The 18,690-nt window shown below is 69.1% G+C and carries 21 protein-coding genes, 1 tRNA gene and 1 pseudogene; 13 read left to right on the top strand and 10 right to left on the bottom strand.

Translation table 11 applies throughout. The annotated features are described in order from the left end of the window. Positions 1–79: 79 nt before the first annotated feature. The 3 genes from JNB_RS11305 (at position 80) to JNB_RS11295 (ending at position 2,782) form a co-directional block, all read left to right on the top strand. Entirely contained in the window at positions 80–1,321 is a 1,242-nt protein-coding gene (locus JNB_RS11305) for an FAD-binding oxidoreductase (RefSeq protein WP_009776600.1), read from the top strand. Between the two features lie 241 nt (positions 1,322–1,562). Next, entirely contained in the window at positions 1,563–2,075 is a 513-nt protein-coding gene (locus tag JNB_RS11300) for a sigma-70 family RNA polymerase sigma factor (RefSeq protein ID WP_040883732.1), read from the top strand. Then, positions 2,072–2,782 (top strand): anti-sigma factor, encoded by a 711-nt coding sequence (locus tag JNB_RS11295; protein ID WP_009776598.1) that lies wholly within the window; start codon positions 2,072–2,074, stop codon positions 2,780–2,782. The genes JNB_RS11300 and JNB_RS11295 overlap by 4 nt, the downstream gene beginning before the upstream one ends. On the opposite strand, the gene JNB_RS11290 is transcribed toward JNB_RS11295, so the two are convergent. Continuing rightward, entirely contained in the window at positions 2,772–3,149 is a 378-nt protein-coding gene (locus tag JNB_RS11290; protein WP_040883730.1) for a hypothetical protein, read from the bottom strand. The two genes, JNB_RS11295 and JNB_RS11290, sit on opposite strands and share 11 nt — an antisense overlap. A gap of 144 nt (positions 3,150–3,293) precedes the next feature. On the opposite strand from JNB_RS11290, the gene JNB_RS11285 reads away from it, so the two are divergent. The 5 genes and pseudogenes from JNB_RS11285 to JNB_RS21930 all read left to right on the top strand — a co-directional run bounded on the left by JNB_RS11285 (position 3,294) and on the right by JNB_RS21930 (position 5,621). Continuing rightward, positions 3,294–4,184: a hypothetical protein gene (locus JNB_RS11285; RefSeq protein ID WP_009776596.1), complete on the top strand. Its 891-nt coding sequence runs from the start codon at positions 3,294–3,296 to the stop codon at positions 4,182–4,184. Between the two features lie 33 nt (positions 4,185–4,217). Then, complete coding sequence (locus JNB_RS11280; RefSeq protein ID WP_009776595.1) at positions 4,218–4,553, top strand: TfoX/Sxy family protein; 336 nt, start codon at positions 4,218–4,220, stop codon at positions 4,551–4,553. Between the two features lie 106 nt (positions 4,554–4,659). Next, complete coding sequence (locus tag JNB_RS11275) at positions 4,660–4,911, top strand: GlsB/YeaQ/YmgE family stress response membrane protein (RefSeq protein ID WP_009776594.1); 252 nt, start codon at positions 4,660–4,662, stop codon at positions 4,909–4,911. Positions 4,912–5,141: 230 nt separating this feature from the next. Further along, positions 5,142–5,381 carry a ribbon-helix-helix domain-containing protein gene (locus tag JNB_RS11270; protein ID WP_009776593.1) on the top strand — a complete coding sequence of 80 codons (240 nt, stop codon included), beginning with the start codon at positions 5,142–5,144 and terminating at the stop codon, positions 5,379–5,381. Then, a pseudogene (locus tag JNB_RS21930) lies at positions 5,378–5,621 on the top strand (toxin). Before JNB_RS11270 ends, JNB_RS21930 begins: the two are co-directional and overlap by 4 nt. Before the next feature lie 10 nt (positions 5,622–5,631). On the opposite strand, the gene JNB_RS21315 reads toward JNB_RS21930, so the two are convergent. Together JNB_RS21315 and JNB_RS11255 are read right to left on the bottom strand one after the other, a co-directional pair. Continuing rightward, positions 5,632–5,835 carry a hypothetical protein gene (locus JNB_RS21315; RefSeq protein ID WP_148232387.1) on the bottom strand — a complete coding sequence of 68 codons (204 nt, stop codon included), beginning with the start codon at positions 5,833–5,835 and terminating at the stop codon, positions 5,632–5,634. A 350-nt stretch (positions 5,836–6,185) separates the two neighbouring features. Continuing rightward, a tRNA-Gly gene (locus JNB_RS11255) sits at positions 6,186–6,259 on the bottom strand. A gap of 198 nt (positions 6,260–6,457) precedes the next feature. Here JNB_RS11255 and JNB_RS11250 point away from each other — a divergent pair. Then, positions 6,458–7,081 (top strand): DedA family protein, encoded by a 624-nt coding sequence (locus JNB_RS11250; RefSeq protein WP_009776590.1) that lies wholly within the window; start codon positions 6,458–6,460, stop codon positions 7,079–7,081. A gap of 29 nt (positions 7,082–7,110) precedes the next feature. Here JNB_RS11250 and JNB_RS11245 read toward each other — a convergent pair whose 3' ends face one another. Beyond that, the gene (locus tag JNB_RS11245; RefSeq protein ID WP_009776589.1) at positions 7,111–8,079 is read right to left on the bottom strand and encodes a YafY family protein; all 969 of its coding nucleotides are present in this window, start codon (positions 8,077–8,079) and stop codon (positions 7,111–7,113) included. Positions 8,080–8,141: 62 nt separating this feature from the next. On the opposite strand from JNB_RS11245, the gene JNB_RS11240 reads away from it, so the two are divergent. The 4 genes from JNB_RS11240 to JNB_RS11225 are packed head-to-tail and all read left to right on the top strand — an operon-like array spanning position 8,142 to position 11,224. Beyond that, on the top strand, positions 8,142–9,650 hold the full coding sequence (locus JNB_RS11240; RefSeq protein WP_158306139.1) for an MFS transporter: 1,509 nt from the start codon (positions 8,142–8,144) through the stop codon (positions 9,648–9,650). 9 nt (positions 9,651–9,659) lie between these two features. Continuing rightward, positions 9,660–10,235 carry a dCTP deaminase gene (gene dcd / locus JNB_RS11235; RefSeq protein WP_009776587.1) on the top strand — a complete coding sequence of 192 codons (576 nt, stop codon included), beginning with the start codon at positions 9,660–9,662 and terminating at the stop codon, positions 10,233–10,235. A gap of 12 nt (positions 10,236–10,247) precedes the next feature. Further along, positions 10,248–10,598, top strand: a complete 351-nt coding sequence (gene cutA / locus JNB_RS11230) for a divalent-cation tolerance protein CutA (protein WP_009776586.1) — start codon at positions 10,248–10,250, stop codon at positions 10,596–10,598. Then, positions 10,595–11,224: an alpha/beta hydrolase gene (locus tag JNB_RS11225; protein ID WP_009776585.1), complete on the top strand. Its 630-nt coding sequence runs from the start codon at positions 10,595–10,597 to the stop codon at positions 11,222–11,224. The genes cutA and JNB_RS11225 overlap by 4 nt, the downstream gene beginning before the upstream one ends. On the opposite strand, the gene JNB_RS11220 is transcribed toward JNB_RS11225, so the two are convergent. Genes JNB_RS11220 through JNB_RS11195 form a run of 6 tightly spaced genes read right to left on the bottom strand, consistent with a single transcriptional unit; the run spans position 11,225 to position 18,616 of the window. Further along, a complete protein-coding gene (locus JNB_RS11220) occupies positions 11,225–12,829 on the bottom strand; it encodes an ABC transporter ATP-binding protein (RefSeq protein ID WP_009776584.1) in 1,605 nt (534 codons plus the stop codon). Further along, positions 12,826–13,950 carry a serine hydrolase gene (locus JNB_RS11215; protein WP_009776583.1) on the bottom strand — a complete coding sequence of 375 codons (1,125 nt, stop codon included), beginning with the start codon at positions 13,948–13,950 and terminating at the stop codon, positions 12,826–12,828. The genes JNB_RS11220 and JNB_RS11215 overlap by 4 nt, the downstream gene beginning before the upstream one ends. Continuing rightward, on the bottom strand, positions 13,947–15,200 hold the full coding sequence (locus JNB_RS11210) for an anhydro-N-acetylmuramic acid kinase (RefSeq protein ID WP_040883728.1): 1,254 nt from the start codon (positions 15,198–15,200) through the stop codon (positions 13,947–13,949). Before JNB_RS11210 ends, JNB_RS11215 begins: the two co-directional genes overlap by 4 nt. A 1-nt stretch (position 15,201) precedes the next feature. Next, complete coding sequence (locus tag JNB_RS11205; RefSeq protein WP_009776581.1) at positions 15,202–16,068, bottom strand: ABC transporter permease; 867 nt, start codon at positions 16,066–16,068, stop codon at positions 15,202–15,204. Then, complete coding sequence (locus JNB_RS11200) at positions 16,065–17,042, bottom strand: ABC transporter permease (RefSeq protein ID WP_009776580.1); 978 nt, start codon at positions 17,040–17,042, stop codon at positions 16,065–16,067. The genes JNB_RS11205 and JNB_RS11200 overlap by 4 nt, the downstream gene beginning before the upstream one ends. After that, complete coding sequence (locus JNB_RS11195; protein ID WP_050766609.1) at positions 17,039–18,616, bottom strand: ABC transporter substrate-binding protein; 1,578 nt, start codon at positions 18,614–18,616, stop codon at positions 17,039–17,041. Before JNB_RS11195 ends, JNB_RS11200 begins: the two co-directional genes overlap by 4 nt. Between the last annotated feature and the right edge of the window lie 74 nt (positions 18,617–18,690).

The following is an 18,690-nucleotide window of genomic DNA, read 5'->3' as shown; positions in this document are numbered from 1 at the left end:
CGCCGTCACGGGCTCGCGCTGTCGGGAGACAGCGAGACCTGGCGACACGGCATACGCCCTGTTCTCGAAAGGTTGAGGCGTGAGCACGATCGTGATCGGTGGCGGGATCATCGGCCTGACCACCGCCTACCACCTCGCCCGCGAGGGGCACCCGGTGTCGGTCGTCGATGCCCGGAAGTCGGGCCTGGGTGCGTCGGACGTCAACGCCGGGTGGGTGGTCCCTGCAGTCAGCGGACCCGTGCCCGCGCCGGGCATGGTGCTCGCGTCGATGAAATGGATGCTCCGACGGGACAGCCCGCTGTCGATCCGGCCGTCCGTGCATCCCGACTTCGTGCGCTTCATGCTCGGCATGTGGCGGCACTCGAACGCGCGGGACTACCGGCGCGGGTTCGAGGCGCACCTCCGGTTGGCGGCGGGAAGCATGGAGATGCTCGACGAGTACCTCGCCGACGGGCTCGACTTCGAGATGCACGATGGCGGTCTTCTGCTGGCCTTCCTCGACGAGGCGCACCTTGAGCACTACGCCGACGATCTCGAACTCGTGGGTGGGCATGGCATCGAGTCGCGGGTGCTCCTCGGCGACGCGGTGCGCGAGCAGGAGCCACTGCTGTCCGACCGGGTGCGAGGTGGCATCCACTTCCCCGGCGAGCGGTTTCTCGACCCGGGTGCCCTGGTCGCGGCGCTCCGGCTGCGACTCGACTCGCTGGGTGTCGAGATCGTCGAGGGCGCGCCCATCGACGACGTGGCGGTGCGTGGTGACCGGGTGACGGAGGTTGTCTCGCGGGGGCGACGGTTCGGCGCCGACAACGTCGTCCTGGCCGCGGGGGCCTGGACCGGAGTGCTCTCGCGGCTGTTCCGTGAGCCCCTGCCGGTGCGGTCCGGCAAGGGCTACTCGCTCGACGTGGCGCCCATGCCGCTGCGCAGCGCCGTCAGTCTGTCCGAGGCCAAGGTGGCCGTCACGCCCCTCGACGGGCGACTACGCCTGGCGGGCACGATGGAGTTCGGGGAGCTGGACGAGACCGTGGACGAGGTGCGGGTCGACGCGATTCGCAAGGGTCCGGCGGCATACTTCCGTGACTGGTCGACGGACTGCGGCTCGGCTGCTCCGCAGGCCGGCATGCGACCCATGACGCCGGACGGGCTGCCGATCATCGGACGACTCGGTCGGCTCGTGAACACCTACGTCGCCACGGGGCACGGGATGCTCGGCGTGACCTTGGCGCCCGGCACGGCGGCCGCCCTCACCGACCTGATCGTGCGCGGCCACTGTTCGCCGGTCCTCGAGCCCTTCGCTGCCAGCCGGTTCGCTCGCGGCGCCTGAGCAGCAGGCACTGCGAGCGGCAAACGCTCTGACTCGACCCGCCTGACGGCCGGCTGAGCACGGGTGGCACCTGGGGCTCGACCCTTTGCTGCGCACGGTGCTCGCCGACTCGTGCAGCAGTCAGCCACACTGCCTCCATGGCCAAGGAGCCGAGGGGCCTGACGTCCACGGACATGGAACCCAGCGGTCGGTGGGCTGAACCGTGAGGGCCTGACGTGCGTATGAATCGTTGGGAGGTCGTATGCCGGACAGTGGCGCAGTGTTGATGACGCAGCTTCATGACGAACATGCGGCTGCCCTGTGGGGCTATTGCCTCAGCCTGACGGGGCGCGACCATGCCCGGGCCGAGGATGTCGTGCAGGAGACGCTGCTGCGCGCCTGGCGCAACCACGACCGGCTCGAGGAGAGCCGCGGGTCGGTGCGGGCGTGGCTGTTCACCGTGGCGCGCAACATCGTCATCGACGAGTGGCGCACCAAGCGCACCCAGAGCGAGCTGTCCGTCGCCGAGGTGCCCGAGGTGCGCGAGCCGGGCGACCAGACCGACCAGATGCTCCTGTCCTGGGTCGTGGCCGACGCCCTGCTCGGCCTGTCGCCGGACCACCGGGCGGTCCTGGTCGAGTGCTACTTCAAGGGGGCGTCGGTGGCTCAGGCTGCACACCGTCTGGGGATCCCCGACGGTACGGTCAAGTCGCGAACCCACTACGCCTTGCAGGCGTTGCGGTTGAGACTGCAGGAGATGGGGGTCGGAGCATGAGCTGCGACTTCGCACACCTCGACGGGTCCTACGTGCTCGGCGCCCTGTCGCCGACCGAGCGCCTCGAGTTCGAGCGCCACCTGGCGAGCTGCGCGGAGTGCAGCCAGAGCGTGAGGGAACTGGCCGGCATACCCGGTCTTCTTGCGCAGGTCGACCTGTCCGACATCGAGGACGGCTCCGTGCCACCCGTCCCGGCCACGCTGCTGCCATCGCTCGTGAGCGAGGTCCGCTCGGCGGAGCGCCGGCGTTCGGTGTGGGTCGGGGCGATCGCTGCCTCGGTGGCGGCCGTTGCTGGGGGAGCCCTCGCGGTCGCGACCGGCCTGGGCGGCGGCGAGCAGCCGCTCGTGGCGTCGGCGGCGACACCGACGGTGAGCGCGACGAGCACTGCGTCGAAGCTGCACATGGAGTCGGTCGGCTCCAGCCCGATCAGCGCCGACGTGGCGCTCGCGGGCGTGGCCTGGGGGACACGGCTCGAGATGACCTGTTCGTACGGGGAGGGTGAGGACGACTACGAGGCCATCCACGGTTGGGTCTACGGCCTCTTCGTCCAGACCCGCGACGGCCGCTTCGAGCAGGTCGCCACGTGGAAGGGACTGCCGGGTCGCACGATGAACCTCCAGGCGGCGACGGCCGCCCAGCGAGAGGACATCCAGCGCGTGGAGGTCCGCACCTCCGGTGGGGTCGTGGTTCTCCGGCTCAGCGTGTGAGTGCTGCAGACCGTCGGCGTGCCAGCACGGGACGCAGGAGGGCCAGGCCGCCGAGGATGCACACGAGCTCGGACGCGGCCGCCGAGAGCACCCAGCCGCCGGTCCACTGCTCGTTGACACCGAAGAGTCCGACCGTCGAGGAGACGATGAACGCCCCCAGGGTGCTGGCGCCGAAGCCGAGCACGAGGAACGCCGGGATCCAGTGGCGCCACGTCATGAGCAGCACTGTGATCACGGCACCGGCCATGGCGTTGACCATGAAGGCCGGGCCGATCTTGTCGATGTCGCGAAAGCCGTCGAACCACAGGTAGAGGTGGACCGCCGCCGAGACCAGGGCGGCCAGAGCCGTCACGATCCGCACCCACATGGTGGCCTCCTTCGATGCCGGGACGATGCTCGTCCCCTTCGACAATCACGGTCTCGGCAACGGGTTGGTTCACCCGTTGAACCGCTGGGGCTTGTGGTCCGTGAGTTCTTGCGTGGGAGACGTGCGAGAACGGGAGGTGGCGGCGTGACCGAGGTCGAGACACGAGTCGGCTCGCGCTGGTTGGAGCTGCGGGAGCCCGCGGACGCGGCCGCGCGCTCGAGGTCGTTGGTGACCACCCTTGCCGCGGAACTCGAGGGGCGGGCACACGAAGGCGCCGCGCTGACCATCCGTGACCGCTGGGGCGAGAGCGTGTCGCATCGTCGGATCGTCGTGCACGACCTCGGCGGTGGCGGTGGCACCATGCGGCGGTGGCTGGCGCCGCAGCTTCCCGGTCCGCAGCACTGGGTCAGGCATGACGGGGACTCCGAGCTCCTGCACGACACGGCTGCTGATCCGGTGCGTCCCACGACGAACGGTGGCGCGGTGACCGATGAGACCCGGCCGGGGGACCTCACCCGGCTCGCCCCGCAGGACCTCATCGGCGCATCGCTCGTCACCGGTTCGGCGTTGCTCGACCGATTGACCGCGGCGGAGATCGGGCGACTCGTGGGCTCGGTGGTGGCCGCCGCGTGCCCGGCGCTCCTCACCCTGACGGTTGCCGGGCACATCACCCTCAGGCCGAGTGATCCGTGGGACGCCGTCCTCGAAGCCGCTCTCAACGACCACCAGCGGCGAACCCTCGGTGATCGAGAACTCCTCGGACCCGACGCGGCACGGGTGGCGGCCGACAGCTTCCGAGCCGTCGGGTGGAGCGTGGAACTGGCCGCGAGCCCCTGGCGCCTGGGCACGGAGTCGGCCGAACTCGCCGGCGAGTGGCTCGAGAGCTGGGTCGATGCCGCCTGCGAGCAGCGGCCGGAGCTCGGCGAGATCGGCCCCGCGTATCTTGCTCGGCGTCGCAGGCAGCTCGCTCGCGGGCTCGCCGTCACGGTGCACCACGTCGACCTGCTCGCCCTGCCTCCCAGAGGTGGCCGATGAAAGCCCTTGTGTGCCAGCTCTACGCTGGTCCTCGTGGCCTACGACGAGGAGCTCGCACACCGGATCCGTGACGTCCTGTCGGGCGAGAGCGGACTCACCGAGCGAGCGATGTTCGGTGGGCTGGGGTTCATGCTCGACGGGCACATGGCTGTGGCCGCAGGGAGCCGGGGATCGCTCATGGTGCGAGTGGATCCCGAGGACTCTGACGAGCTCGTCGACGGCGTGGCGGTCAACCTCATGGAGATGGGTGGGCGCAGCATGCGCGGGTGGCTCTTGGTCGAGTCGACCGCCACGGCAGACGACGCGTCGCTGGGTGAATGGGTTCAGCGCGGGGTGGCGTTCGTGCGCGCCCTGCCGCCGAAGAAGTAGGCCGTCGCGGCCCGGCGTGGCGGCGGCAGATGGAGCCCCTGACGAAGGGAGACCGGTAATCTGACGAGCGTTCTGGACTCACGTCGCCCCTGAGAAGGAGAACACCGTGATCGGTTTCATCGTTGCTGGCTTGGTCATCGGAGTGCTGGCGCGGCTGATCAAGCCGGGTAAGCAACGCCTCAGCCTCATCATGACGCTCTTGCTCGGCCTCGCGGGTTCGGTCATCGGTGGCCTGCTCGCGAACCTGTTGGGCACGGGTGACATCTTCGAGCTGAATGTCATTGGCTTCATCGCAGCGGTGGTTGCCGCGGTGCTGCTGATCGGTGTCGCGGAAAGTGTGTCCAACCGCCGGGCGTGACCCCGGGAGCGAGCCGCCCGGGTCGGCAATGTGCGTGACTTTGTTCGCCTGAAGCCGGTGACGGGAATCGAACCCGTGTGTCCAGCTTGGGAATCTAACGAGCCCCGCACGAGCGCGCTGCGCACGCTCAATCGGCTGCCCTCCACTGCCCCTTGCCGACCCCTAAGTACCGCCACTTATGGTCCACCAGTGGCCAGACTCTGGCGCCCGAACCATTTTCGTCATACGATATGTTCATGGTGAGCGAGGAGCAGATCCAGAAATGGGCCGACGAGGCTGAAGCCGGCTACGACGTCAAGGAGTTGAAGCATCGGGGCCGTGGGCGACCTGGACGCGGAGCAGAACCGATGCAGGTTGTGGCGGTTCGACTGACGGCGGAGGAGTTGGACGCTCTCGATGTGGCGGCAGCCAAGGGTCACATGAGCAGGTCCGAGGCCATTCGGGCCGCGCTGGCCCACTTCGCTGCGTGAAAGTTCACCCGAGCGCGCTCAAGCACGGCGTCGCTTCGGAGGACGCGATCCAAGCGGCGGAGTGGCCATTGTGGATCGAACCTTTTGACGGGGGAGTGGCCGCCTGACCGGGAGTTGCGTCTGGGGTTCGATACTCGCGCACGGCTGTTGGAGACGGTGGTTTTGGTCTTCGAGAGCGGCGACGAGATGTTGATCCACGCTATGCCGGCCCGCAAGAAGTACCTGGACCTCCTGCCATAGGTGAACAGGTTCAGTCGGGGACCACGAGTTGGGCCGAGTTGCCGACGGTGGGGTCGGCGCTGACCCAGATCTCGGTCTCGCCAAAGTCGAAGGGGCACCGAACGACGTCTCCGTAGTCCTCCGTCTCACCATCGAGAGGCCTTTGACGGCAGCCCGCTGCATGGAGCTCGTCCATGGCCTTCTCGAGGTCGGTGCTTTCGAACTCAACAGTCAAGGGATCGCCACTGTCGCAACTGTCGGCGACGCGGGTCCGGGTTGTGGACTCCAAGGCTGTGACCCGATCAAGCAAGGGGCCCTCCGTTGTGGTTCGACCATTTTCGAAGCACGTGTACTCGAACTCGGACGGACCGCTGCACGCCGACGTGGCCAGGATGGACAAGGCGGCCATGACGAGGGGAGTGAGTAGTCGAAGGTCCATTGGGCAATCGTCACATCGGCGGGAAGGTGACGCGGCGGAGACGCGATCCGGCGTGGCTTGTGCCCTAGTTGTGTCCCAACCGTTCGGTGGCGGGCCCAACTGAAGTCGTGCGAATCAGTGCTCTGGGCATCTGACCTGCGGAAATGTGGAGCCGGTGACGGGAATCGAACCCGCGTGTCCAGCTTGGGAAGCTGGCGCTCTACCATTGAGCTACACCGGCGCGAGCCGCCCGGAGCCCGAATTCTGGGCCGGATGACAGCGCGGCAGGCAGTCTAACCCGACGCCATCCCCAGGCCGCGATCGCACCACACGGGACCACGCGGCATACCCCGTGCCGTTTGTGCGTTGATGTCACGGTCTGTCGCCGACACCCGTCTCGGTACGCTCACATCACTGCTCCGCCTCGGGAAGGCCCCCTGTGACATCGTTCCTGGACCAAGTCCTCGGGGCTCCGGCGTGGTCGGTCCTGCTCATCGTCGGACTCGTGGTCTTCGCGGAGGACGCGCTCTTCGTCGGCTTCGTCATCCCGGGTGAGACCGCTGCGATCCTGGGTGGCGTCGCCGCCAAGTTGGGCCACGTCTCGTTTGCGGCAGTGCTCGCCACCGTCATCGTGGCCGCTGTCGTCGGCGACTCAGTGGGTTATGAGGTGGGCCGAAAGCTCGGTCCGCGGATCCTCTCGTGGCGCATCCTCGACAAGCGACGCAAGCAGTTGGACCGCGCCCAGGACTTCCTCGCGCGGCGTGGCGGCATCGCCGTGGTCCTCGGTCGCTTCACGGCCTTCTTTCGCGCGGTCATGCCGGCTCTCGCCGGGACGGTGCGTATGCCGTACCCCAAGTTCCTCGCGTACAACGCCCTTGGCGGGGTGGGCTGGGGTGCGTTGGCCGTGACAGTGGGCTATCTCGCCGGAGCGTCCTACGCGAAGGTCGAGAAGGTGCTGGGCCGGGACATGGCATATGCGATCGTGGCCATCGTCGTCATCGGCCTCATCGTGTGGAAGGTGCGCGAGCGTCGCGCGGCCGCCTCAGAAGGTGCCGAGGCCTGACCGCACCTGGCCGTCAGGCCGTCAGGCTGTCAGGCCAGCGCGTGCCCGAAGCGCTCCGACCAGGACGCCATCGCCTCGCGCACCTCCGGCCCCGCCTCCTCGATCGTGAACGGCGCTCCGACGAGCCCCATCCCGAGCAGGAGGAACCCGACGTCGGGCGCCTCGCCCGTCACCCGACACCGCCCCTCACCGACAGCTTCCACCGTCGTCCACCGACCGATCCGCTTCTCGACATCGGCCGCCGGAGCCTCGACCAGCGTGACGAGCCGGTGCCCCTGCACGCGGCCGGACAGGCCGGCTCGCACGTAGGCCGCCGCGTCGCCCCCCGGGATCTCGCGCCTCCGGAACATCGACTTCGTTCCCAGTGGCTCGGTGAGTCGGTCAAGTCGGAACGATCGCCAGTCGGAACGCTCGAGGTCGAAAGCCAGGAGATACCAGCGGCGCCCCACGGTCACGAGCTGGTGCGGCTCGACATGCCGCCGGGCCAGCTCGCCCGCCGCGACACCGCCACGAGCGGTGTAGGAGAACCGAATTCGCTCCGTGTCACGGATCGCCTGAGCAATGGCGCCGAGCACTGACGCCTCCACCTCGGGTGCCTCCGCAAAGGGCGAGTCCACCGTGACAGCGCGCAGCGCCTCTGCCCGTCGCCGCAACCGCGCCGGCAACACCTGCACGACCTTCGACAGGGCCGACAACGTCGAGTCCGCCAACGCCCCGGACTGAGCCGACGCCGTCTGGCCCAATGCCACGACCATCGCGATCGCCTCGTCCTCGTCGACGACGAGCGGCGGCATCGACCCGCCCGACCCGAGCTGATAGCCGCCCTCGACACCGCGTGACGACGTCACCGGATAGCCGAGTTCGCGCAGTCGCTCGACGTCGCGCCGCAGGGTGCGGTCCGAGACGTCGAGTCGCGATGCCAGCTCCACGCCGGGCCAGAACCGGTGGGTCTGGAGCAGCGAGAGCAACCGGAGGGTGCGAGAGCTCGTGTTGGCCATGCATCAAGACTGACAGGAATACCGGACAGAAAGTGACCGGAAGGACTTCTAGCGTCGTCGACATGGACACGACAACAGCGGAACCCACGCCAGCAGAAGCCCAGCCCACGACCTACATGACCGAAGCGCCCGAGGTTAGTGGGCGGCATACCCCGATCTCCGGAAGGGCGCGCACGCTCGCGCTCGTCAGCCTGCTCCTCGCCTCGACGATGGAGCTCATCGACGTCACCATCGTCAACGTCGCCCTCCCGACCATCGAGCGCTCGCTCAACGCCAGTGCGTCAATGCTCCAGTGGGTCGTCGCGGCCTACCCGCTCGCGTTCGGCATCGCCCTCATCGCCGGCGCCCGTCTCGGTGACCGCTTCGGTCGCAAGCGCCTCTTCATCGCCGGCCTCGTCGGCTTCACGGTCGCGTCGGCTGCCTGCGGATTCGCCGGCAACATCGAGCTCCTCGTTGCGTTCCGCGCCATCCAGGGCATCGCCGCCGCCGCGATGGTGCCGCAGGTCCTCACGAGCATCCAGGTGATGTACGCACCCGCCGAGCGCGGCAAGGCCATGGGCATCTTCTCGGGTCTCGCCGGTCTCGCGAGCGTTGCCGGACCGATCCTCGGCGCCGTCCTCACCGACGTCAGCGGCTGGCGCGCGGTCTTCCTCGTCAACGTCCCCGTCGGCGTCATCGCCCTCGCCGCGGCACTGCGCTTCATCCCCGAGTCGCGTTCCGAGCACCCCGCGCCCATCAACATCCGCTCCGTCCTCATCCTCGCGGTCGGCCTGCTCGGCGTCCTCTACCCGCTCACCATGGGTCACGAGCTCGGCTGGCCGACCTGGACCTTTGCCGTGATGGCCGGCGGTCTCGCCGTCCTCGCCGTCTTCCTCCGCTCCCAGCGTCGCGTCGAGTCGGGCGGTGGCGAACCGCTCGTGACGACGTCGCTGTATGCCGGTCGCGGCTTCCGCGGTGCCACTCTCGTGGGCTCGTTGCTCTTCATCGTCTGCGCCGGCTACTTCCTCTCGACGACCCTGTATCTGCAGGTGGGTCTGGGCTGGTCGGTCCTCAAGGCGGGGCTCGTCAACGTCCCGTTCGCGATCACCGCGACGATCGGGGCCGGCACTGGTGCGGCCGTACTCCTGGCCAAGATGGGTCGGCAGGTGCTCCTCATGGGCGCCGTCATCATGGCTGCGGGACTTGGGCTGCTCGGCATCGTGGTGGCCGACGCGACCACCACGACCAGCTTCTGGGTGTTCGCCGGGGCCTTCGCGGTCGTCGGTCTCGGCTTCGGGTTCATGGTCTCGTCCATCGCGCCGCTCGCCCTCGGCAAGGTCCAAGGGCGTCACGCCGGATCGGCCTCGGGGCTGTTCAACACGTCGACCCAGCTCGCCAACGCCGTGGGTGCCGCGGCAATCGGGACGCTGTTCTTCCAGGTGGCCAGCGCGCAGGAGTCGCGCGTACCCGTGGAACTGTTCCGGCCGGCATACCTCGTCGTCCTTGTCGTGGCGGCTGTGCTCCTCGGCTTCGTGGCCCTCGCGACCCGACTCATCCCGGCCGACGCCCACGAGTTCGGCGATCAAGGCTAGATTTGGCGGGTGCTGCTCAGCGACAGAGACATCAAGGCCGAGGTCGACTCCCAAAGGGTCGTCCTCGATCCTTGGGATCCGGAGATGATCCAGCCCAGCAGCATCGACGTGCGACTCGATCGCTTCTTCCGGTTGTTCGACAACCACAAGTACCCCTACATCGACCCGCGCGAGGACCAGCCCGACCTCACCCGCCTCGTCGAGGTCGAGCCGGATGAGCCGTTCGTGCTGCACCCGGGCGAGTTCGTCCTCGGGTCGATCTTTGAGGCCGTGACGCTGCCGGATGACATCGCTGCGCGCGTGGAGGGCAAGTCGAGCCTGGGGCGCCTCGGCCTGCTCACCCACGCGACCGCTGGCTTCGTCGACCCGGGCTTCTCGGGCCACGTGACCCTCGAGCTGAGCAACGTCGCAACCCTGCCGATCAAGCTGTGGCCGGGCATGAAGGTCGGCCAGCTGTGCTTCTTCCGCCTGTCGAGCCCGGTCGAGAACCCGTATGGCTCTGCGAAGTACGGCTCGCACTACCAGGGGCAGCGTGGCCCGACGGCCAGCCGCTCGTTCAAGAACTTCCACCGCACCCAGGTCTGACGCGGGGCGCCCATGACGAACGACCGCGCGTCCGACCACGGCATCCTCGAGGTGCGGATCACGGCTCCCGCAGGGGATGCGGCGGCCATCGCGCGGCTCCTCGTCACGGAGCGATTGGCCGCTTGCGCCCAAGTCCTGCCCGGCATCACGTCGACCTTCCGCTGGGATGGCGAAGTCGTCACGGCCCAGGAGCACCTCGTCCTCGCCAAGTCGCATCGTGGCCGTTTCGACCGCATCTGCGAGCGTGTCGGCGAGATCCACCCCTACGAGACGCCCGAGATCATCGCCGTCCCGATTCTCGATGCCAGTGCCGCGTATGCCGCGTGGTTGCTCGGTGAGCTCGCCTCCGGCGAGCGCGTGTGACCGTTCCGCCCGCCCACCTCGCTGACCTGCGAGGGAGCACCCCAGCGGGTGCCGAGGCGGTCGCCCTGATCCTCCACGGCGGTGGGGAGCACGGTCACGCGCCGATGTCGTGGCTCAAGGGACCGGTCGTGCGCATGCGCCCGTTTGCCTCGGCCATCGAACGGCGTGCTGGCGACCGCATTGCCGTCGTGAGGCTCCGGAACCGCCACTTCGGGTGGAACGGCGACGAGCAGACGCCACTCACGGATGCTCGCTGGGCCCTGGACGAGATCCGTGGAAGGTATGCCGGGCGGCCCATCGCGCTCATCGGCCACTCCATGGGTGGTCGGGTCGCGACTCACCTCGCGGGGGAGGCGGACGTGACGACGGTGGTGGCTCTCGCGCCCTGGGTCGAGGACGGGGATCCGCGGTTGGGTCGGCCCGGGTTGAAGGTCCTGCTCATGCACGGTGCGAACGACCAGACCACCGACCCGCGACGCACGGAGGCGCTCGGCGAGGTGCTGCGTGGTCAGGGGGCCGACGTGACGTGGCGACCGGTCGAGGGTGAGGGTCACGCGATGCTGCGGCACCCGCTCACCTGGCACCGTGAGGTCGCCGAGTTCGTGACGGACTCCCTCCTGCGCTAGTCAGGCGCCCTGGGGGATGGCAGCGAGGAGCTCTCGCGTGTAGTCCTCCTGCGGCGAGGTGAACAGCGTCTCGGGAGAACCGGATTCGACGATCTTGCCTGCCTGCATGACGTGGACCTCGTCGGAGATCATGCGCACGACGGCGAGGTCGTGGCTGATGAAGAGATAGGCCAGCCCGAGCTCGGACTGCAGGCGCGCGAGGAGCTCGAGGATCTGCTGCTGCACGAGCACGTCGAGCGCCGACACCGCCTCGTCGAGGACGACGAGGTCGGGTTCGAGCGACAGGGCACGGGCGATGGCGACGCGTTGCCGCTGCCCGCCGGACAGCTGGTGCGGGTGGCGGTCGGCGACCTCTGCAGGAAGGGCGACTTGGTCGAGCAGCTCGGCGACGCGCGCTCGCCTCGCCTCCTTCGTCCCGATCCCGTGCACCGCCATGGGTTCGGCGATGCTGCGGCCGACCGTGTAGCGCGGGTCGAGCGACGCGTAGGGGTTCTGGAACACCGGCTGGATCTGTCGCCGCACGGCCTTGAGCGCCCGCCGACCGGTGCCGCGGGGTTGGCCGCCGACGAGCACGTCGCCCGACGTGGGCGTCTCGAGGCCGAGCAACATGTTGGCGACGGTCGACTTGCCCGAGCCGGACTCACCGACGATCGAGACCGTCCTCCCGGGCGGGATGGCAAGGCTGACCCCATCAACCGCCGTGTATGCCGTGTGCCCACCTCCGAAGACCTTCACCAGGTTGCGGACCTCGAGGAGGGGGGCTGGCCCGGGTCCGGTGCCGTGGGATTCGGCGGGGTCGCTGGGGCGAGGTGTGGCGGTCGTGCCGGGGATGGCGGCCAGCAGGCGCCTGGTGTATTCGTGCTGGGGGGAGTGCATGACCTCGCGGGCGGTGCCGATCTCGACGATCTCGCCGTTCTGCATGACCGCGACGCGGTCGGCCCGCTCGGCGGCCAGGGTGAGGTCGTGGGTGATGAGGAGAACGGCGGTGCCGAGGTCGCCGGTGAGCTCGTCGAGGAGGTCGAGGATCCGGCGCTGGATCGTCACGTCCAGGGCCGACGTCGGCTCGTCGGCGATGAGCAGGGCGGGCCGGGACGCGAGACCGATCGCGATGAGGACGCGCTGGCGCATGCCGCCGGAGAACTCGTGGGGGTACTGCCGGGACCGCACCACGGCGTCCGCGATGCCGACGGCCTCGAGCAGGTTGAGGGCGCGTTTGCGCGCGTCGGACGCGGAGGTGCCGTGGACCTCCAGCGCCTCAGCGATCTGGTCGCCGACGCGCATCACGGGGTTGAGGTTGGTCATCGGGTCCTGCGGGACGAGCCCGATGCCCGCACCCCGCAGGGCCTGCAGCTCACGCGGCTGCAGCTCGGCGATGTCGCGGCCATCGACGACGATGCGGCCCGAGGAGATCTCGGCGGTGTCGGGCAGCAGCCGGTTCACGGCGGAGGCAGTGGTGGACTTGCCGGATCCTGACTCGCCGACCAGGGCAAGAGTCTCGCCGCGGGCGATGTCGAACGAGACACCGCGGACCGCGGGTGACAGGCCGCGGCGCGATCGGAAGCCGACGTGCAGGTCGCTCACACTCAGCGCGGGGTGGGCGGTCACGGGTGCACCTCCGTCGGGTTCGGCAGCAGCGAGCCGGTCGCCTCGGACTGCAGGACGTGCTCCCAGAGGCGGTCGGTCGGGACGGGCGCGCCGTCCTGCAGGTGCCGGTTCGTGGCCATGGCGATGACCGCAGGCTCACCCCCGAGTCGGACACCCAGCGCAGTCCCGGTGAAGCCGGGGTGCCACGCGAGTCGGCCTCGGGGCAGGGGTCGGACACGGAATCCCAGGGCCTGCAAAGGATCTGGCCCGGGCGTCGTGAACTCCTCGACAACGTCAGAGCTCCAGAGCCCGTGGGTCGTGTCGAGCAGCGCCTGCCCCAGGCTCACGAGGTCGGGCACTGTCCCGAAGAGACCGGCGTGCCCCGAGACGCCACCCATGGCGTGGAAGGCGTTGCCGTCGTGGACGGTGCCGCCGATCGGGCCGGGCCGACGCGTCACCGGCGACAGCTGGGGGTCGGGGGCCAGGTGCACGGCATACGGCTGACCGGTGGCGATCATCCGCTCCTCCCACGACTCGTCCAGCGCTGACTCGGCAACCGAGTGGGCGTCGTGAGGGGAGTCGAAGCTTGGCCGGTAGTGCAGACCCAGGCCGAGCGGGCGGGTGACCAGTTCGCTGAGGCTGACGTCGAGGGGGTGGCCGGTGATGGCCTCGACCACGGCCCCGAGCGTGATGAACGACAGGTCCGAGTAGGCGAACGCCAGGTCCATGGGCCCGCCGCGCGGCAGAGCCGGAACCAGCGCGTGCACGTCGGCAGACCGCCGAGCGGCGTGGTGCAGCGGCTGCCAGGGCAACAGCCCGGCGCGATGCTGGAGCAGCTGTCGAGTGGTCGGATCCGGACCCGACCACGAAATGTGCCGTGAGACGGGCCAGTCCAGATCGAGGTCGCCACGTGACACGAGCGCCATGAGAGTGCAGGTCGTCACGAGCTTCGTCACCGACGCGAGGTCATGAATGGTGTCGGCCTCCATCGGTGCGCCTGCTGTGTCACAGGACCCCGCGACCCAGACCTGCGCCCGCTCGGACGACCAGGCGCCCACGACCGCGCCCGGTGGTGGGTTCTCGGTGTCGTCGGCGCAGACGCGTCGACTCACGAGCGCCTCCGCGGGGTTGGTGTCGGTCATGGGATGACCACGAGGGCGCGCGGCAGTGAGAGGAGCGGCTCGGGCAGGCGCAGCGGTGTGGCGCCCGGCGTGATGGAGCCGAGGACCCGTGGGCCGACGGCGCCGGTCGCCGCAGGCACGTTGCCGGGCAGGCCGTGCCACGTGGCCCAGCCCATGAGGGCGAAGGCGAAGGCCTCCTTGAGGTCCGTGGGGATGCCGAGGTCGGCCGTCGTCGTGACCTGCACCCCCGGTGCGGCCTCGACCAGGGCCCGCATGAGCACGGGGTTGTCGCAGCCACCGCCAGAGGCGAGGACGCGAGTGACATTGGTGCGCAACAGTTCTCGGCCGACGACCTCGGCCGTGAGCCGGGTCAGGGTGGCGATGAGATCGGCGTCGGAGAGCTCTCGGTTGCCGACGGCCGCGCGCACCAGCCCGAGGTGGAAGTACTCCTTGCCCGTCGACTTCGGCGCCGGCAGGTCGTAGTACGGGTCGGCGAGCAGGCGCTCCAGGAGGTCGTCGTCGACCGTGCCCGTCGCGGCAATCGCGCCGCCGACGTCATAACCCTCGGGTGTGAGCCCGCGGTCGGTCACGACCGCGTCAACGAGCGCGTTGGCCGGACCGATGTCGTATGCCGTGATGCTGGGTTCGCGGCCCGGGTCACCTTCTGTGTTCGGCGCAGGCTCGACCCGGGTCATGTTGGAGATGCCTCCGAGGTTGAGTGCAGCGACCACCTCGGAGGTGGCGTTCCCGTCGTTCGCCCCCGCGAGGGCGAGGACATCGAGCAAGGGCACGAGCGGAGCACCATGTCCCTGTGCCGCAACGTCTCTGGCCCGCAGGTCACTCACGACCGGCACCCCGAGCCGCTCGGCGATCCACGCGGGCTGACCGATCTGCATCGTGCCGAGGGCATGTCCGTCCTCGACCCAGTGATAGGTCGTCTGGCCGTGGCTGGAGACGGCGTCAACCGGTCCGAGCTCGTCGATCACCGCAGCCGCCACGGCCGCGAAGTGCTGACCGACGAGGGTGTCGAGCTGTGTGAGCTCATGGGCGGTGCACGGACCCGGCGGGAGGGCGGTGACCAGTCGGGCGCGCAGGTCCGGCGGATAAGGCGTCGAACGCCCACCGACGACGCGCGCCTCGAGCACCCCGCTTCCGTCGCCGCGCGGGGTGAACTCGATGACGACGGCGTCGACCGCGTCGAGTGAGGTGCCCGAGATCATGCCGAGCCAGCGCATGGAGGTTGTGCGGGTCGCCCCAGTGGTCTCAGCCATGTCAGTCACGTCCCTTGACGTCGAAGGCGTCGCGCAGTCCGTCGCCGAGGAGGTTGAGCCCGGCCACGAGGAGCACGACGACGATGCCGGGCGCGATCATCGTCCAGTTCGCGATGGAGATGACGTTGCGGGCCTCGAAGATCATCGAGCCGAGCGAGGGCGCGGGCGGTGGCGCGCCGAGTCCGAGGAACGAGAGCGACGCCTCGGTGAGCACGGCCCACGAGAGGGACAGCGCGGTCTGGACGATGACGAGCCCGCTGATGTTGGGCAGCACGTGGAGCGCCATGGTCGCCCAGGGGTTCTGCCCCGTGCTCACGGCAGCTCGCACGAAGTCCTGTTCACGCAGCGACAGCACCGGCCCACGCGCGACCCGGAAGAAGATCGGGACATAGACGACAGCAATCGCGAGCGCGACGGTGAACCACGTCCGGTCGAGCACCGACACGAGGGTCAGGGCGAGGAGGAGCGGCGGGAAGGCGAAGAACACGTTCGCCACGCCGCCGGCGACCGCGTCGGCCGCACCCCGGATGTAGCCCGCGACCACTCCGGCCACCGTCCCGAGCGCTGCTGACAGGGCGACGGCCACCCCAGCGATGAGCATCGAGTTGGCCAGTCCGGCAGCCACCCGCGAGTACACGTCGCGACCGAACTGGTCCGTCCCGAACCAGTGCCCTCCCGACGGGCGCTGGAGCCGGTTCGGCGCGTCCTGGGCGATCGGGTCAAAGGGCGTGACGCCGAGCCAGGCGAGCACGGCGACCACGAGGAGCACGGCCATGATGACGAGCCCGATGACGCCCGGCACGGATCGTCGCAACCGGTGCCACGGCCGCGTCGGGGCCGACGTGACGTCGACGGTGAGCTCGCTCATGACGCACGCACCCGCGGGTCGACGACGCGATAGGCGAGATCCGTGGCGACGTTGACGAGGACGAACGCGAGCGCGATGACGAGCACGGTGCTCTGCACGACGGCATAGTCCTTCTGCTGGATGCCGAGCAGCACCTGTCGCCCGATCCCCGGCAACGAGAAGATCTGCTCGACGACGACTGCACCACCCAGGAGATAGCCGAGCTGCAGCCCGGTCATCGTCGTCACCGGGAGGAGCGCGTTGCGCAGCACGTGGCGTCGCCGCAGCAACCGTTCGCCCACCCCCTTGGCGCGAGCCGTCCGCACGAAGTCCTCGTCCCGCACCGCCAACACAGCGGTGCGCGTCGTCCGCGCGATCGGCGCAGCGATCCCGAAACCGAGAGTCAGCGCGGGCAGCACCATCTGCTGAAGGTTCGTCGAGAGCGCGACCCAGGGCGCGGCATACGGCTGGCCGTTCGGGTTGAACCCGAGTCCGGAAGCCGCATAGGTGAGCAGGAACGACGCCAGCAGGAAGGACGGGATCGACAGGCCCAGCAGGGCGATCCCCTGGCCCACTCCGTCGCGCCACGTGTTGGGTGCGCCTGCCGCGAGCATGCCCACCGGGATGCCGATGAGCAGTGCCACGACGATCGACAGGAACGCCAGCTCCAGCGTCACCGGCAGCGCCGAGGCCGTGAGCGAGGCCACGCTCGTGTGTGACCGCACCGAGAAGCCGAGGTTGCCCGACAGCAGCTCACCGAGCCACGTGAAGAACTGCGTGACGAGCGGTTGGTCGATACCGTAGTACTCCCGCAAGGACGCCTGCTGCGCCGGTGTCAACGCCGCTGCCTCCGTGCCGAGCGACGCCGTGATCTGGTCGCCGGGGATCGCGCGCAACATGATGAAGACGAGCAGGGCGACGCCGAGGAGGGTTGCGGCGACGGCCAGTACGCGCCAACCGACGCGGCGGGCGAGTGTGAGGGAGCCGGGGCTCACTGGATGGTCGTCGTGCGCAGTGACTGCAGGCTGCTGTTGGCCATCGGGGTGAAGCCGGCGACCTTCGTGGACGCGACGGTGTAGGTGTTGCCGGTGAAAAGCCACACCCACGCCGCGTTGTCCTCGAGCTGCTTGGACACCTGCGCGTAGATGTCCTTGCGCTTGCCCTCGTCGGACGTCGCCTTGCCCTCGGCGAAGAGCGTGTCGAGCTCGGGCGAGGAGTAGCCAGCGACCTTCTGCAGGTTGCCGGTGCTCGTGAAGTAGCGGCCGTACATCGTGTCGGGGTCCGGTCGCCCGCCGTTGAGCGCGACCGCTGCCTCGAAGTCGCCGGCGACCCAACGCTTGACGAAGGCCGCGATGTCGAGGACCTCGAGGTCGAGGGTGATGCCGGCCTCGGCGAGTTGGGACTTGAGGTTCTGCGCCTCGTTGACCGAGGTCGCGTACTCGCCCTGGCTGACGATCGTCTTGATCGTGAGCGAGGGCTTGCCGGCCTTGCTCAGGAGGTCCTTGGACTTGGCGACATCGCGCTTGGGGCACGGTCGAGCCGCTGCGTCAGACGTGAACTCCGGTGCCGTGATCGGGCCCGTCACCTCGCCCTCGCCGTAGGCCGCGGTGTCGAGGACCTGCTGCCGGTCGATGGCGCAGGAGATGGCGAGGCGGACATTGAGGTCCTTGAGCGCCGGGTTGGTCGTGCTCGTCGCCTTGAGCTGCAGGGCGTGATAGCTCAGCTGCTGGGTCTTGGTCACGGTGAGCTCGCCGCCCTCGGCCGTCTTGGCGACCAGGGGGTCGTTGATCGAGGCGAGGTGGACGTTGCCGGACTTGAGGGCCGTGACGATCGCGTTCTCGTCGGGCATCACGCGGAACTCCACGCCGTCGAGGAGCGCCTTGTCGCCCCAGTAGGCGTCGTTGCGCTTGAGCTTGACCGACTGCGACGGAGTGCGGCTCTCGAAGGTGAAGGGACCGGTGCCGTCGGGCTTCGTCTCGAGACCCGACATCGTGGCGGGTGCGCTGGCCTCGGACGGCAGCATCGCCATGTTGACGCTGGCCAGCCCCGAGGGGAGTGCGGCGTCGGGGGCCGACAGGGCGAGCTTCACCGTGGTGGGGTCGACGACGACGACGTCGGTGACGTTGGCGAGGGCGCTGCGGGCGACCGCTGCGGTCTTCTCGTCGCGGATGGCATCGAGCGAGAACTTCACGTCGGCCGCGTCGAAGTCACTGCCATCGGTGAACTTCACGCCCTTGCGCAGGGTCAGGGTGAGGGACTTCCCGTCGGCCGCTGGCTCCCACTTCTCGGCGAGGCCCGGGACGGTGCCGAGGTCCTTGTCGTACTCCGTGAGCGTCCCGTAGATGTTGCCCAGCACGTTGACCGCCTGGAACTGCGTCGCCTTCCACGGCATGAGCGTGTCCGGGTCGCTCGTCATCGCGACGACAGCCGTGCCGCCCGCCTTTCCGGGCTCCGTCCTGGCGTCCGGCGCGTTGCCGGCGCCGCTCGAGCAGGCGCTCACGAGCACCAGCGAGGCGGCGGTGACTGCCGCGAGACTCATCGGGGCGGACGGGCGGGGCGTGCGGATCATCGTCGATCTCCTGTGTCTGGGTGACCGGAGAAACCCTACAGCCGTGTATGCCGTGACGGAAGATTTTTCCGATC

It is taken from the genome of Janibacter sp. HTCC2649, from assembly GCF_000152705.1.
Taxonomy (GTDB): Bacteria; Actinomycetota; Actinomycetes; order Actinomycetales; family Dermatophilaceae; genus Knoellia.
The sequence above is the reverse complement of the archived record's forward strand: the minus strand, read 5'-3'. Positions and strand labels throughout refer to the sequence as shown.

Coding starts and splice junctions, on each gene's coding strand:
- JNB_RS11290 (WP_040883730.1), bottom strand. CDS start 3,149: ATGTGGGTGCGGATCGTGACGGCTCTGGCCGCCCTGGTCTCGGCGGCG.
- JNB_RS11205 (WP_009776581.1), bottom strand. CDS start 16,068: ATGAGCGAGCTCACCGTCGACGTCACGTCGGCCCCGACGCGGCCGTGG.
- JNB_RS11270 (WP_009776593.1), top strand. CDS start 5,142: ATGTTCATGGTGAGCGAGGAGCAGATCCAGAAATGGGCCGACGAGGCT.
- JNB_RS11195 (WP_050766609.1), bottom strand. CDS start 18,616: ATGATCCGCACGCCCCGCCCGTCCGCCCCGATGAGTCTCGCGGCAGTC.
- JNB_RS11240 (WP_158306139.1), top strand. CDS start 8,142: ATGGACACGACAACAGCGGAACCCACGCCAGCAGAAGCCCAGCCCACG.
- JNB_RS11215 (WP_009776583.1), bottom strand. CDS start 13,950: ATGACCGACACCAACCCCGCGGAGGCGCTCGTGAGTCGACGCGTCTGC.
- JNB_RS11295 (WP_009776598.1), top strand. CDS start 2,072: ATGAGCTGCGACTTCGCACACCTCGACGGGTCCTACGTGCTCGGCGCC.
- JNB_RS11300 (WP_040883732.1), top strand. CDS start 1,563: ATGCCGGACAGTGGCGCAGTGTTGATGACGCAGCTTCATGACGAACAT.
- cutA (WP_009776586.1), top strand. CDS start 10,248: ATGACGAACGACCGCGCGTCCGACCACGGCATCCTCGAGGTGCGGATC.
- JNB_RS11210 (WP_040883728.1), bottom strand. CDS start 15,200: ATGGCTGAGACCACTGGGGCGACCCGCACAACCTCCATGCGCTGGCTC.
- JNB_RS11245 (WP_009776589.1), bottom strand. CDS start 8,079: ATGGCCAACACGAGCTCTCGCACCCTCCGGTTGCTCTCGCTGCTCCAG.